We start from the raw sequence: 14,745 nt of genomic DNA, 5'->3' as shown, positions 1-14,745 counted from the left end.
CTGATCATTCCTCAACGAAGTTAAAAAGTTAAATGTTCTGGTTTATTGATTACTCATCTGTCGTACCCAACGGCGCCCTTAGGATTATTTACCCGGCTTACAAGATTTGGAGATGCTGTAGGTCTTTCAGACTGCGAATCTATTTTGGCCTCCTGTGTGCCACAGTTTCCTAAAATTACTCTCAGTTCTTTTTTCTGACTATTACTCAACCTACCGTTATCTACCTTTCCATTATCTACTTCTCCGTTATTAAACTTGCCATTATTCCCCACTTCATTACTTAATTGTCTAGCTTTTTTTTGATATATTAAGTTGTCTTGCAAGTCTCTGATATCCGCATATGTAGCTCTAAACAAAGATGTTTTTTTGGTTTGAGAGGTATGTTGATCTAAACTGCCTGTTTTTCCTTCTTCCTTGCTGTTTCCACTAAGCTGTGTTACTTCTGGATTTGGATTAATCTCTTTATCTGTTAAACTACTCTGGTTTGAAGTATTGGAGCCAGTTTTAAAGTTACAAGCGGGTTTGCCTAAACCGTCTGTTGCTCCTTTTATCTCACTAGCTAATGTAGTATTTCTCGCTTCTAGATATAAATTTGTTTCTTCTGGATTTACATCATTTTCTTTATCCAATAAACTACTACTAATTGAAAATTCGGAGCCGGCTTGAGAGCTACGAGCTGATTGATCGAAACTACTTCTACTTGATTGTCCTTCTTCCACAGATAATCGTGGTTCCTGTAAGTGTTGATTTTCGGTTAACTCATCCGTTTCAAATACATTGTTTATTTTTGAAATAAGGGTGTTTATCTCCCTATTCGCTTTCTTCCAGTATTTTTTTTTATCATCCTGTTTTATGCTCTCGTAGCTCTCAGCAACAAATTTTAATTCTGACTTTGTTTCTTCAACATTTCCATTATACGTTTTTAATGTTTCTACTGCTTTTTTTTGAAACATATAATGTAATTTTTGTGGATCTTCCCCTACTCTTCGAGCATATTTTTCACAAAACTCTTGGAGGTCAATACCAACAAATCCGTTTATATCTCGCAATACACGATGATGAAGAGAAGTGTCCTCTATTTGAGCTGTTAATTCAGCTAATCCCACTTCCATTTGCTTTTTCAGCCGAGGATCTGTTTGTTCACTTGATTGTTTATCAAGTGTATTCTTCAGATTTTTCAAATCAGCTAATTCTTGTTCCAATTCTTGCTCATTTTTTGTAAGATATTCTTGATCTTGTTCATTTAATGTGTATTCATTTTCCTTACTGAGAATCATCTTACTATCTATGTTATGTATACCTGCTTTTTTTAACGTATTGCTTGTGCTGAGATCGTAATAATTATAGCTTTTTGTTGCGACTGAATTTTCCGCTTTTGTCATTAGGATAAAAACATTTCGTTTCAACCCTTTTTTCATTGCAATTTGGTAACGAACTTCTAGTAAATCTCGTAAATTTTCTTTAAAGCTTGGAGTGTCTATATACCCGTTTTGATACGCCGTAATAATCTCATCATATAATTTCTTTTTTGTTTTCCTCAAATCTTTTATTCCTAATTTTACATACTCACTTCGTTCTTTTGAAATTTCAGGAACAGCATTTTCTAAATCATTTTTGTACTTATAGGCGTTAGCTTCTATCAAGCCATTATGTTCAAGTACCTGAAATATTTTAGAACAGAGTTCGGTTATCTTCTTCTTCGATTCATTCCAGGTTATTTCACTATCCGTTTTCTTTAATTCTTGATATTCTTTATCAATAGATTGCCGTTCACTGAAGTTAGTCCCCGACGTTTTTAAATGATCTGCCAGTGTCAATTGAAACGACCGATAGAGTCGTTGCGGATTTTCCCCTATTCTTGGAGCATATTTTTCACAAAACTCGCGCAGGTCAATACTAGAAACACGATCCACGTTTCTTACGACATAAAGATGAAGACGGACATCACGTAGTCGTCCTATAGTCCATTTAATAGACTCATTCAAACTAGAGGTTTCTTGCTTTCTTGATTGTTTAATCAACGAAGCAAGTGATTTATTGTACTTCTCTTCTAGTTGCTTTAGTTCCTTCTTATTTTTAGTATGAATGTCAAAGTCAAATGTTTTATGATTATAGCTTCTATGAGTTAAACGTTCTTTGCTATTTGTTATAAGTATATTTTTACTATCTATATCGTGTATCCTTGCTTTTTGTAAAGTTTTGCTTCGACTTAGATCGTAATAATCATAGCTATGTCGATCGTTTAGGTATTGTAATATTTTATACATTTCAGGTTGAAGTTTGTTATGCAAAATCTTAACTAAACTCCTTGCTTTTTCTAAATCTTTTGTTTCTAACTTCTTTATTTGCTTATAGAGCTTACCAATTTCTTTTAGATCTTTTTTTGATGGTTTAGCTAAATAATCTACTGATTGTTCTGGAGGGTCTGAGATTCCATTAGAAAGAGCAACTATTTTTTTTGTATGTTTGATTCAATGGTTGCCCTTCTACGCTTCGATCATCAAACAAATGATCTTTATGATACAAAGCGTGAACATCAATACCGAATTGTTTTTTAAGCTGATTTCTAGCAAGAATTTGGTATCGTATGTTTAACAAGTTACGTAATTTTTCTTTCGATTGATTGGTATCCAAATCCCCTTCTTCATAAGCTGAGATGATTTCTTTGTACAAATCTTCTTTCTTGTGTTTCAACTCTTTCATTGTTAGCTTACTATAGTCAACGATCATGGCTTGGTTTTCGTTAGCCCCAGCATTCTCCCTTGGGTCTGCAGCTTGTTCAAACTCATCCTCAGAATCCGAACTATCGTCAAAACTTTGATGGTAAGTAATACGGTTAAAGCTTGATGTTCCTAGATATTTATCTTCTTCAGTTCCCATAAAATAACTCTCCTTTCGTTAATAAACCTACTAAGTCCTTCACATTATATACTCAAAACAAGTGATTCCTAGTCCATTTTTTTCTTTATTTTTAAAATTTAAGTTCTGTATAGTAACAGAGGATTCAGTAAACTGATTGATCTATTTTAGAATGTACCCGTAGTACGCGAGCTTACCTGAGTCTTCCAATTAGGAACTCCAAAAATAAAATAACACAAATGATACATCCTGGCTGAATGCTTCTGCCACTCTTGATGCTTTATTTATCTATTAGTTAAAAAGAACGATCATTTCTGGTTACAGGTTTCGATCGACTATTAGAAAAACTATTTGTTGATGGTAAATTATACCGAAGGACCTTCTGATGATTGCTGGTTTTTTTGATAAAGTTCAGTCATTTTATTTTTGTAAATTTGATTTAAAGGTTGTATTGATTCTAAAGTTTGCTCCAAACTTGATTCTATAGCTGGCATAGTAAATAATGACTCTTTTTGATAAAAAATGGAAATATCTACACCAATACTTTGTTCAAATTCTTTTTTTATTGCAAGTTGATATCTTATTTCCAACAAATTAGATAGATTTTCTTTAAATGTTTCGGTATTTACCTCCCCTTTTTTAGATAACGCAATAATAGTTTTATACAATTCTTTTTTTGTTTGTTGCAATTGTTTTATTGTCATTTGATGATACTTGGATCGGATCGCATTGCCTGCTCTTTAGGGATACCATCGTTCTTTTTATTTTCCATGGTGCTTACCTTGTCCTATTGATTGCTTATTTTCCATAATTTTTTTCTCCCTTCGCTCTTTCAGACTTTATGTCATAGGTAAATTATAATGTTGTGGTGTCTTTTTTTGTCCCTTACTTTTTTGTCTATTTATTCATAAAACTACCGACCCCCAGAAGTTAGTTTTTGAGCTAATCTTTAGGGATCGGTACAAAAATGGTTTCAGATTCTTTAACTGTTTGTTTTACATTTTATAATTTAAATTAGACACTAGTCTCTCTTAATAATTCATTACTAGGCTTTCCTTTAGACGGATCAAGTTGTTGATTTTGCGCATCCTGATGTACTTTACTTTGTGCTCCATTTATTATATTTAATAATCGTCCTTGGGCATTTTCTGGATTCATTCCCTTATTTTTATTCACTTCAGCGTAAAGGGGTTCTATTTTTTTCACAGGATCTGGTAAATACTCACGGCAATCTTTAATTCCTAAGTTCTTTAATGTAGGACACTCATTAATAGGGGTATTAATGTGATAAAATGGTTGTTCGATTAGCGTGTATTGATTAAGTAGCTTATCTATTTCTGGTAGTAGCTTTATGAACTCTTCATTCGCCCTTTTATATGATCCCTCTTTATCCAATCGTTTTATATAATTGACCTTATTAATAATCCAAGCTCTATCTTGAGCATAATCAACCTTTTTGGAGTCTAAATATTTCTTCGCTATTCTAGCCTTATATAGATCCATATTAAAAAATTCATTCAACTTCCCAACTGATAACGGGTCAGCACTCCTTGTCACATCCTGAAATCTTTTGCTAACCTCCTGTGTAAAATCATCCACCAGATTAGGACTTTTATCTTTTAATTGCGTTGCTGCTGTCTCCTGCCATGCATGAATGATTTTTTGGGGATCAACGTTGTTTCGCTCAGCAAATTTGTGACAAAATTTCTCATAGTCCATCCCAAGCATGTGTTCGATCGTTTTTCTAGTCTCAAGTTGATGATGGATGTCACGTAAGTTGCTTAGATTAGTGATGAATTCTTTTTCATGCACATCCTTATTTAGTGAAGTTTTAGCATTTTTAAAAAGCTTATAAAATTTAGTAACTTGTTTATTGAAAACCAATTCAAGTTCCTTTAACTCTTTTTTGCTTTGTTTAACGTACTGCAAGTTTTTAGTATCAGGTGACGGATAATTAAACTTTAATCGATTCGAAGCATCCAATATCTTCTCAACATTTCCCCATTTATGAAGACCGGCCTTTTTCAACGTTTTACTTTTACTCAAATCGTAATAATCATAGGTCGATAGGTTATTAGGTATATTTTTGTTCAATACTTCTACTATAAGTGGATAAATCTGTGCAGCTGATTCTCTTCCAGACAATGTTTGATTGGTATTAAATTGATGTTTCATTTTCTGATATAATTTAGCTCTTTTTTTCTTATTCTCATCTTTAGTATTGTCAGTTGTTACTTGTGGTATATTAGTTTTCGTTTGGTTTATAAAATTACTGATTGCATCATCATATTTGTTTATCATGTCTGGATTGTCTCTACCTAAAAATTTAGAATTATTTAAAATTTTTGTGAAATCAAAACCAACCTTTTGAATCAGTTCTTTTTTTATGGCGATTTTATAGCGAATATCTAGTAATCTTTCTACTTTTTCAGAAAATTCTTTTGTACCTACTTTATGTTCTTTAGATAACTGAATGATCTCTTTATATAGTTTTTGCTTTTCATTTCTTAAAGAGTTCATGGATTGCCAAAGTTCCGGTTTTGGCCCTTGATCCCGGTTATTATCTACGACTTCATAATCATTATTAATATCCGCAACTTCATCATAGATGCTAAAAGATATTGAAGACGTGGTAGAAGCATTACTTGGACGAGGAGTTGGCTCTAAACTTACTTCCTCAGGATTCCCGTTCTCCCCATAAATGTCTACTTCATCATATTCAACTGGTTCGCCATACACATGAGCAGCAACAGCACTTGAACGAGGAGTTAGCCCCTCAGGATTCCCGTTCTCCCCATAAATGTCTACTTCATCATATTCAACTGGTTCGTCATACCCATTATCATCAACAGCACTTGAATGAGGAGTTAGCTCCTCAGGATTTTCGTTCTCCCCATAAATGCCTACTTTACCATATTCAACTGGTTCGTCATACCCATTATCATCAACAGCATGATTTCCGTTTTGTCCTTGACTCGTAAGTTGGGAACTATGTATTGTGTTGTCCTCTGAACTGTTTTTTAGACTCTCTTGTTGTTTCTTTTGGAATTCTTTAAATTTCATTTTAACCACTTCTGCTAAACTAACCGAAGAGTTTTGGCTATTAGCACCAACACTTAAATCTTGCCTTCGAATTTGTTTTAAACCAAGTTGTTCCCTTACTTGATGTATCATGTGATATGTATTTAAAAAATTCTTTCTCTGAAATAATAGAGATTCTATTACTGCAGTGTTAGTCATTCCATCAGGAGCAATACCCTCGTCTTTTTTTAATAGGTTCAAATTGTTCTTAGCAGCTTCCCAACCTTCTTCAATTGAACTAATTAGCTGTTCTCTTTCATGCGGTCTAGCTTTCTTCAGTGATTCCACTCCATCACTAATACTTTTGTTATATGCTAGTATATCTTGTAAAATACCATCTGAATCTTGCTTTTTTTCGCTTACAGCACGTGTAAATAAACGTGCGCTTTTACTTGCTACTAGCCTTTCATCTGCCTTTAGTTTAGTTTTTATAGTATTCGGTATCATTTCAGTTAAGTTCATCACTGCTACTTCTAGTTTTTCTTTGGTTAATTGCTTATTGTCTTTCGATAACGTTCTCTTTGTTTCTTCACTTATTTTTTTATGAAATGTTTCGCTATCATAAAATCCTAGATTGTTAGCTATCGCTATAAGGTCTCCATGTATAGTCTTCAATGTTTCCTGATTATTTTCCATTAAAAAATCTCCCTCCGTTAAGTTAGTCCATATTGTATACTAAAATCCAATCATTCCTTTACCTATTTTTTCTTTTTTTTAAAATTTATGTTTCGCTTAGTAAAAATGTTCGACATTCGTACACATCGTCTAACTTAATATCTAGTCATTATTTTTCATATCTACTCTTCCAATATTTAGCTGAGTACTGAACTCGATTCGCATATTCATAAAACAAAATCATGAATTGAAGCATTCTATCCTACAAAAATGGCTCACCTTGAGTAGCTATGGTACGTTCTCAAATAATTAAACAACAGGTGTACTCACTAGCCGTATAAAATCCATCTGACTTCTTTATTTAAGGGTTGATTATCAGCTATTACCTAGATAAAGATTGTCCATTTGTCACAGTATTTTGGGAAATTCTATTTTTTTCTAACTCTGCACCTTGTTTTGCTCTATCACAAGCTTCGTTTATAGAACTCTTTGTTTCAAAAAACTTAGTTAACGCTTTGACATTTGTTTTTGGTACCAGTTGATTGGTTTTATTGTTATGTTTTTCTTGATCAACTTCTAGTTTCGAAGAAGTGTTTTCCGTAAGATCTCTTCTTGTTGGCCCAGGTTGCTCTAGCTTCTCCTTACTCGGTAATGTCAAAGGGATGTTTTCTGTAAATTCTTTTTTTGCTGGCTCGGGTTGTTTTGGTTTCTCTCCGCTCAATAGTTTCGAAGGATTATCGTCTGCCGAGTTTTCTACTGTTTGTTCTACTGATATTTTCTGTGCCGTTAGTTTATTTAACATTAACTGATTTAATACAATATCAAAGTTTGATCGTTGCAGTTTTTGATTACCTTGTAGTTTTGAAGAATTTTTTTCCGTAAGATCTGTTCTTGTTGGCATGGGTTGTTTTGGTTTCTCCTCATTTGTTAATGCCGGAGGAGTGTTTTCCGTAAGATCTATTCTTGTTGACTCGGGTTGTCCTGACTTCTCCTCACTCGGTAATATCAAAGAGGTGTTTTCTGTAAATTCTTTTTTTGCAGACTCTGCTGTTCTTTCTTGTGCTACTGGATTATTTAACTTTATTTGGTTTAATACATCAACGAATTTTCTTCTATGCTCTCCTTGATCAGAAGGTTTAGTTTTTGACGATTCCTTTGTTATTGGCATTGGTATTACTGTTGTCTGATGTATGGGCAGGTTCTTTAGGAATATGTTACCCATAGCGTTTTTAAAAATTTCTTTCTCAGTTGCTGTCATAGCCATAAACGATTTTGAACCGGTTGTTTCTCCTAATATGCTAGTTGGATTTTCCATCTGCGCACTCGATGGTATTGATGGATTATTGTTTGCCGAATTTTTTGCTGGATCTGGTGTTACTATTTTTGGCTGTATGGATGGGTTTTGTTGGAATATATTACCCATAGCATTTTTAAAATTTTCTTTCTCAGCTGCTGTCATAGCCATAAACGATTTTGAACCGGTTGTTTCTCCTAATATGCTAGTTGGATTTTCCATCTGCGCACTCGATGGTATTGATGGATTATTGTTTGCCGAATTTTTTGCTGGATCTGGTGTTACTATTTTTGGCTGTATGGTTAGGTTTTGTTGGAATATATTACCCATAGCGTTTTTAAAAATTTTTTTCTCAGCTGCTGTCATAGCCATAAACGATTTTGAACCGGTTGGTTCTCCCAATATGCTAGTTGAATTTTCCATCTTCGCACTCGATAGTACTGATGGATTATTGTTTGCCGAATTTTTTGCTGGGTCTGGTGTTACTATTTTTGGCTGTATGGATGCGTTTTGTTGGAAAATATTACCCATAGCGTTTTTAAAATTTTCTTTCTCATCTAGTCTCGTCTCAATAAAGGGTTTTTCCTCATGTACTTCTCCCAGTATGCTGATTAAAGTATTCTGATCTAATTTTTCATTGCTCATGTCATTTATTCTCCTTTCGCTCATTAGGTTCTATTATAAAGAAAAGAATCCTCTCTTTAGCAACAACTTTTTCTTTTTTATATACTTTATGTTATTTCGATTGTTATTTTAAATAATAGTTATTTTATATTTCTATAAAATTGATCATTTAGCTACTTATATGCTAGTAATATCTTGTTACTGTTATTATTTTTTGGGGAGTTAAAACTCATAAAAAATAAAAAAACGTTCCGTTTAGAGAAATATTTTTTCTCTAAACGAAACGTGTGAATAAAAGGTCTTTATGGATTCATAAAAAGAGCTATTTTCTCTTAACCATTTAACCCTCTCATCCTTTTTTGAAGTTTATTACCTCCAATAGGATCTATTTGGAACTTTTCTTTATTAATCATACACCACTTCATACAGATATAACCCTTCTGGATGAGCTGTGGGTCCTGCAGCATTTCGATCTTTTTTCGCAATGATTTCGGGTATACTATCCTCTGAGAGTCGCCCGTTCCCAATCTTCAGCAACGTACCGACAAGGATCCGAATCATCTTGTACAAGAAACCATTCCCACGAAAAGTAAATAACAACTCATCCCCGGCCTCATTGACTTCCATCTTTGCTTCATAGATCGTTCTTACTTTGTCCTCGATTGAACTTCCAGAAGCACAAAAAGAAGTGAAATCATGGGTACCTATTAAGTCGGGCAATGCTCGTTGAATTTTCGATAAATCAAGTGGATAGGGGAAATAACTTGCGTAATGCCGACGAAACGGACTGCGTGGTTTTCCAATATCGACCCGAAACTGGTAAGTTTTTTCTTTTACTAAATAGCGCGCGTGAAAATCATCTGAAACGATCTCAACGGCTTTAACTGCGATATCTTCTGGCGATTGCGTATCTAATGCAAAACGCATACGTTCTAAAGGTCGTTCTTCAGGGTAATCAAAATGGATCACTTGCCCCATCGCATGGACCCCTGCATCAGTACGGCCAGAACCAAAGACAGTAATCTCTTTTCCATTGGCCATTTTCTTTAGCGTTTTTTCCATTTCCTCTTGGACAGTACGACCATTTGGTTGCTTCTGAAAACCATTAAAATGGGTACCATCATAGGCAATAATTGCTTTATAACGTGTCATACTTTCACCTACTCATCAACTTCTTAAAAAGACTAATGCAATGGTCATCAAGACAAAAACAACAAGGACCATCGTATCTCGTTGATGCCAATGCAGTATGCGGTACTTTGTTCTTCCTTCACCACCTTGGTATCCTCTTGCTTCCATGGCAGTCGCTAAATCTTCTGCCCGGTTAAAACTGCTAACAAACAAAGGAATCAGTAAAGGAATAACTGCTTTCATTTTTTGGACTAGACTTCCTTCACCAAAATCAACCCCACGGGCTCGTTGTGCATTCATGATTTTCTCTGTTTCATCCATCAACGTTGGTACGAATCGTAGAGCAATCGAAAGCATCAACGAAATTTCATGCACCGGAAAGCGAACTGCTTTTAATGGGCGAAGTAAATACTCAATCGCATCAGATAATTCCAAAGGTGGAGTCGTTAATGTTAATAAGGTAGACATAAAAATGATTAGTACAAATCGGCAAAAAATAAACAGCCCATTCATTACACCGAACTCCGTAATATTGAAGATTCCCCAACTCCAGTAGGTAGCACCACCGCTAGTAAATAATACTTGGAGTGCCACTGTAAATAAAATCAACCAGATCAAAGGACGGATGCCTCGGATGAAAAAGTTGAAATCTACCTTTGAGAGAAAGACAGCAAGTAAAGTGAAAACAGCTAATAACGCATAAGTCTGCCAATTATTTGCTAAAAAAATAATTCCAATAAAGTAGAAACTTGCTAATAACTTTGCTCGAGGGTCTAATCGATGGATCAAGGAATCTCCAGGCATGTATCGACCAAAAATTAATTTATTCATCATCAGGTTGTCCCCCTACTAATGCTACGAGCTGATCTGCTAATTCATCTGCAGTGATTGGAAGTTCGGAAAAAAGCGCTGTTCGACTATTCAGCTTTTCCGCAAATTCTGTCGCAGTCGGAACACCTAATTGCTTTTCTTTGAGCCAAGATAGATTTTGAAAAACTGCATGAGGTTGACCGCTATTTACAATCCTACCTTTTTCTAAGACATAAACATAATCCGCGTAATTTGCCACATCATCCATTAAATGAGTGACCAATACGATCGTGATTTTATGTTCTTTGTGCAGTCGCCAGAACATATCCATCATTTCTTTTCGACCTTGAGGATCAAGTCCAGCCGTTGGTTCGTCTAATACTAGTACTTCCGGCTTCATAGCAAGTACACCTGCAATCGCTACTCGACGCATTTGTCCTCCTGATAATTCAAAAGGAGAACGCTCTAAGTAAGTTTCATCTAAACCAACTTGTGCTAATGTTTCTTTAGCTAAGTCTCGTGCATCTTCCTCACTGACACCAAAGTTCTTTGGTCCAAAAGCAATGTCTTTTGCTACCGTTTCTTCAAATAATTGGGCTTCAGGAAACTGAAAAACAATGCCCACTTTTTTACGAATGGGTTTTAAGTTTTTATTATTCGTATCGGGCTTGATTTGTCGATCGCCAATATGTACGATCCCACTGGTAGGTTTAATCAACGCATTCAAATGTTGCAGTAAGGTTGATTTCCCACTTCCAGTATGCCCGACTAAGGCTGTGTAGCTATTTTCTTTAATCATTAAATCAATATCAAATAATGCACGTTGTTCGAATGGTGTGTTTGGTTGATAGGTGAAATCTACTTTTTCAAAACGGATGTCCATAACCATTCCACCATCCTTTCTTCTGTCATATATTCACTAGGAACATCAATTCCTCGTTGCTTCAAGGCGCTTTTCAATTTTTCAGGAAAAGGAAGATCTAACCCTAAATTGATCAATTCTGGACCAGCAGAAAAGATTTGTTCTGGTGTGCCTTCATTGACTAATTCTCCTTGTTTCATCACTAATATCCGATTGGCATTTGCTGCCTCATCGATATCATGAGTGATAGATATGACGGTCAAATTACTTTCATCTTTGATTTTTTTAATCGTGGAAATCACTTCTTCACGACCTTCTGGATCAAGCATACTAGTAGCTTCATCTAAGATAATAATATCTGGACGTAGAGCTACGACTCCAGCAATGGCTACTCGTTGTTTTTGTCCACCAGAAAGTCTTGCTGGTTCACGTTTGGCAAAATCGATCATACGTACCTTTTCTAGCGCATCTTGTACACGGATCACCATTTCTTCTCTAGGTATACCTTGGTTCTCAAGACCAAAAGCAACATCATCTTCAACAGTAGATCCAACAAATTGGTTGTCTGGATTTTGGAAAACCATTCCAACCATTCGACGGATCGACCAGATATTTTCTTCATTAAGTGTTTGATTGCCAACTTTCACAATACCAGACTCTGGTAGAAGCAACCCATTGATTGTTTTTGCAAGTGTTGATTTCCCTGATCCATTATGTCCGATGATTGCGATCCACTCACCTTGCTTGATGGTAAATGAAATGTCTTTTAATGCTGGACGAGGGTCATCAGGTTGATATTTGTAATTAATCTTTCCTAATTCAATTATTGGCTCCATAATTACTCCTTCTCCATCCTAAGTTCCTACTAACACTATCAAAAAACACCTGATTTTTCAATTGTTTCCGTTTTAATTAAAGTGTTTTTTTACACCTTCAATTAGATGTCTTGACAGGTAATTGAAGGTACAAAAAAACACTTTATGATGAGTGCATACTCCCCAAACCGATAGATTTGGGGAGTAGCGCTGAGCTAGACTCGGAAGAGTTAACTTCCAACATCATAACACTCTAAAAGAATCATCTATAAAGTGATGTTATTAGTGTGATTTTAGACAAGTTCTAAGACAACCATTGGTGCACCATCACCGCGTCTTGGTTCTGTCTTCAAGATACGAGTGTAGCCACCTTGACGTTCAGCATAACGAGGTGCAATATCATTAAATAGTTTTTGTAAAGCTGATTCAATGACGATGTCCTCATTTTCTTCACGTACGCTAGCAACTTCATTACGTACAAAAGCCGCAGCTTGACGACGTGCATGTAAGTCTCCACGTTTGCCTAAAGTGATCATTTTTTCTGTAGTTGAGCGAACTTCTTTCGCACGAGCTTCAGTAGTCACAATACGTTCGTTAATTAATAAGTCAGTTGTTAAATCACGCAACATCGCTTTACGTTGGCTAGATGTGCGTCCTAGTTTACGATAACTCACGTTGGTTTCCCTCCTTCGTAAAAGGTTTTAATCTTCCTTACGTAAACCTAAACCTAAGTCGTGTAATTTAGCTTTCACTTCTTCTAATGATTTACGTCCTAAGTTACGGACTTTGATCATTTCTGGCTCAGATTTATTTGTAAGTTCTTGTACAGTATTGATTCCTGCACGTTTCAAACAATTATAAGAGCGAACAGACAAGTCTAATTCTTCAATTGTCATTTCTAACATTTTTTCTTTTTGTGTTTCTTCTTTTTCGACCATGATTTCAGCATTTTTAGCTTCATCAGTTAGGTTTACAAAGATGTCTAAATGTTCTGTCATGATTTTTGCAGATAAACTCATTGCTTCCAACGGTTCGATTGAACCATCTGTCCAAATCTCCATCGTCAATTTATCAAAATCTTCACGGTGTCCAACACGAGTGTTTTCTACTTGGTAGTTCACACGACGAACTGGCGTGTAGATTGAATCGACTGGAAGTACACCAATTGGCATATCTTCTTTTTTGTTTTCATCTGCTTGAACATAACCACGTCCTGGCTTCACTGTTAAGCGAGCGTGGAACGTAGCTCCTTCAGAGACGCTACAGATGTACATATCTTTGTTAAGAATTTCTACCTCACTATCAACGATAATATCGCCAGCAGTTACTGTAGCAGGTCCGGTAATATCGATTTCAAGGGTTTTTTCTTCTTGACCATACATTTTAAGTGCTAAGCCTTTAATGTTCAAGATGATTTGAGTGACGTCTTCTCTTACCCCTTTAATGGTAGAGAATTCATGCAGTACACCATCGATTTGAATATTAGTGATGGCAGCACCTGGCAAAGAAGATAATAAAATACGACGTAGGGAATTCCCTAAAGTAGTCCCATATCCTCTTTCAAGAGGTTCAACGATGAACTTGCCATAATCTTTTTCTTCATCAATTTTTGCGATTCTTGGTTTTTCGAACTCAATCATTCTTATCTTTACCCCTTTCAAAACGAAAAGTGTCTTGTTCAATGACGTTACTAATAGAACTCAAAATGAGCGGCACTCATTAAACACGACGGCGTTTTGGAGGGCGGGCACCATTATGAGGAACTGGAGTCACGTCACGAATTGCAGTCACTTCTAAACCTGTAGCTTGTAATGAACGAATTGCTGCTTCACGTCCAGAACCAGGTCCTTTAACTGTTACTTCAACAGTTTTTAATCCGTGTTCCATTGCTGCTTTTGTAGCTGTTTCTGCTGCCATTTGAGCGGCAAAAGGAGTTGATTTTTTGCTTCCTTTGAAGCCTAATGAACCAGCTGATGACCACGCTAATGCATTTCCGTGAGTATCAGTGATCATGATGATAGTGTTGTTGAATGTAGAATGGATATGTGCAATACCTGCTTCTATATTCTTTTTCACACGGCGTTTACGATTCACTTTTTTTGCTGCCATGAAGTTCTAACCTCCTTCACTTAAGAATTATTTTTTCTTGCCAGCGATAGCGCGAGCTGGACCTTTACGAGTACGTGCATTGTTTTTCGTGTTTTGTCCACGAACAGGCAATCCACGACGATGACGGATTCCACGGTATGAACCGATTTCCATCAAACGTTTGATGTTTAAGTTCACTTCACGACGAAGGTCACCTTCAACTTTTAATTTATCTACTTCTGCACGGATAGCATCTGTTTGTTCATTCGTTAATTCACGAACACGAACATCTTCAGATACACCAGCATCAGCTAAGATTTTTTTAGCAGTAGTGTTACCAATACCATAGATATAAGTAAGAGAAACTACTACACGTTTATCACGAGGAATATCTACTCCTGCAATACGAGCCATATTTATTGCACCTCCAATTATCCTTGACGTTGTTTATGTTTTGGATTTGCTGGGCAAATCACCATAACGCGTCCTTTACGACGAATTACTTTACAATGTTCGCACATTGGTTTTACTGATGGTCTTACTTTCATGATAATACCTCCTGTAGT

The 14,745-nt window shown here is 35.7% G+C and carries 14 protein-coding genes; all 14 read right to left on the bottom strand.

The annotated features are described in order from the left end of the window. Positions 1-53 precede the first annotated feature (53 nt). Entirely contained in the window at positions 54-2,291 is a 2,238-nt protein-coding gene (locus IGJ27_RS00505; RefSeq protein ID WP_256733884.1) for a hypothetical protein, read from the bottom strand. Positions 2,292-2,436: 145 nt separating this feature from the next. Beyond that, positions 2,437-2,880 (bottom strand): hypothetical protein, encoded by a 444-nt coding sequence (locus tag IGJ27_RS00500; RefSeq protein WP_178306274.1) that lies wholly within the window; start codon positions 2,878-2,880, stop codon positions 2,437-2,439. A gap of 344 nt (positions 2,881-3,224) precedes the next feature. After that, positions 3,225-3,563: a hypothetical protein gene (locus IGJ27_RS00495; protein WP_096709759.1), complete on the bottom strand. Its 339-nt coding sequence runs from the start codon at positions 3,561-3,563 to the stop codon at positions 3,225-3,227. Positions 3,564-3,873: 310 nt separating this feature from the next. Further along, positions 3,874-6,576: a hypothetical protein gene (locus IGJ27_RS00490; RefSeq protein ID WP_178306275.1), complete on the bottom strand. Its 2,703-nt coding sequence runs from the start codon at positions 6,574-6,576 to the stop codon at positions 3,874-3,876. A gap of 361 nt (positions 6,577-6,937) precedes the next feature. Further along, positions 6,938-8,494, bottom strand: a complete 1,557-nt coding sequence (locus IGJ27_RS00485; protein WP_256733885.1) for a hypothetical protein — start codon at positions 8,492-8,494, stop codon at positions 6,938-6,940. Between the two features lie 384 nt (positions 8,495-8,878). Further along, positions 8,879-9,625, bottom strand: coding sequence for a tRNA pseudouridine(38-40) synthase TruA (truA, locus tag IGJ27_RS00480; RefSeq protein WP_010720434.1), 747 nt, complete (start codon positions 9,623-9,625; stop codon positions 8,879-8,881). A gap of 15 nt (positions 9,626-9,640) precedes the next feature. Then, positions 9,641-10,438: an energy-coupling factor transporter transmembrane component T family protein gene (locus tag IGJ27_RS00475; protein WP_178306276.1), complete on the bottom strand. Its 798-nt coding sequence runs from the start codon at positions 10,436-10,438 to the stop codon at positions 9,641-9,643. Beyond that, positions 10,428-11,297: an energy-coupling factor ABC transporter ATP-binding protein gene (locus IGJ27_RS00470; RefSeq protein WP_178306427.1), complete on the bottom strand. Its 870-nt coding sequence runs from the start codon at positions 11,295-11,297 to the stop codon at positions 10,428-10,430. The genes IGJ27_RS00475 and IGJ27_RS00470 overlap by 11 nt, the downstream gene beginning before the upstream one ends. Further along, positions 11,273-12,112, bottom strand: coding sequence for an energy-coupling factor ABC transporter ATP-binding protein (locus tag IGJ27_RS00465; RefSeq protein WP_034697737.1), 840 nt, complete (start codon positions 12,110-12,112; stop codon positions 11,273-11,275). The genes IGJ27_RS00470 and IGJ27_RS00465 overlap by 25 nt, the downstream gene beginning before the upstream one ends. 272 nt (positions 12,113-12,384) lie before the next feature. Then, positions 12,385-12,765 (bottom strand): 50S ribosomal protein L17, encoded by a 381-nt coding sequence (gene rplQ / locus IGJ27_RS00460; RefSeq protein WP_005880733.1) that lies wholly within the window; start codon positions 12,763-12,765, stop codon positions 12,385-12,387. A 27-nt stretch (positions 12,766-12,792) separates the two neighbouring features. Further along, entirely contained in the window at positions 12,793-13,731 is a 939-nt protein-coding gene (locus IGJ27_RS00455; protein WP_005880735.1) for a DNA-directed RNA polymerase subunit alpha, read from the bottom strand. A gap of 79 nt (positions 13,732-13,810) precedes the next feature. Continuing rightward, complete coding sequence (rpsK, locus tag IGJ27_RS00450; protein ID WP_002288714.1) at positions 13,811-14,200, bottom strand: 30S ribosomal protein S11; 390 nt, start codon at positions 14,198-14,200, stop codon at positions 13,811-13,813. 27 nt (positions 14,201-14,227) lie between these two features. Then, positions 14,228-14,593, bottom strand: coding sequence for a 30S ribosomal protein S13 (rpsM, locus tag IGJ27_RS00445; protein WP_002288713.1), 366 nt, complete (start codon positions 14,591-14,593; stop codon positions 14,228-14,230). Positions 14,594-14,610: 17 nt separating this feature from the next. Further along, positions 14,611-14,727, bottom strand: coding sequence for a 50S ribosomal protein L36 (rpmJ, locus tag IGJ27_RS00440; RefSeq protein WP_002288710.1), 117 nt, complete (start codon positions 14,725-14,727; stop codon positions 14,611-14,613). Positions 14,728-14,745: the final 18 nt, after the last annotated feature.

The organism is Enterococcus sp. DIV1726a, assembly GCF_051710985.1.
In the GTDB taxonomy this organism is placed as follows: Bacteria; Bacillota; Bacilli; order Lactobacillales; family Enterococcaceae; genus Enterococcus_B; species Enterococcus_B hirae.
This window is presented reverse-complemented; position numbering and strand designations above follow the sequence as displayed.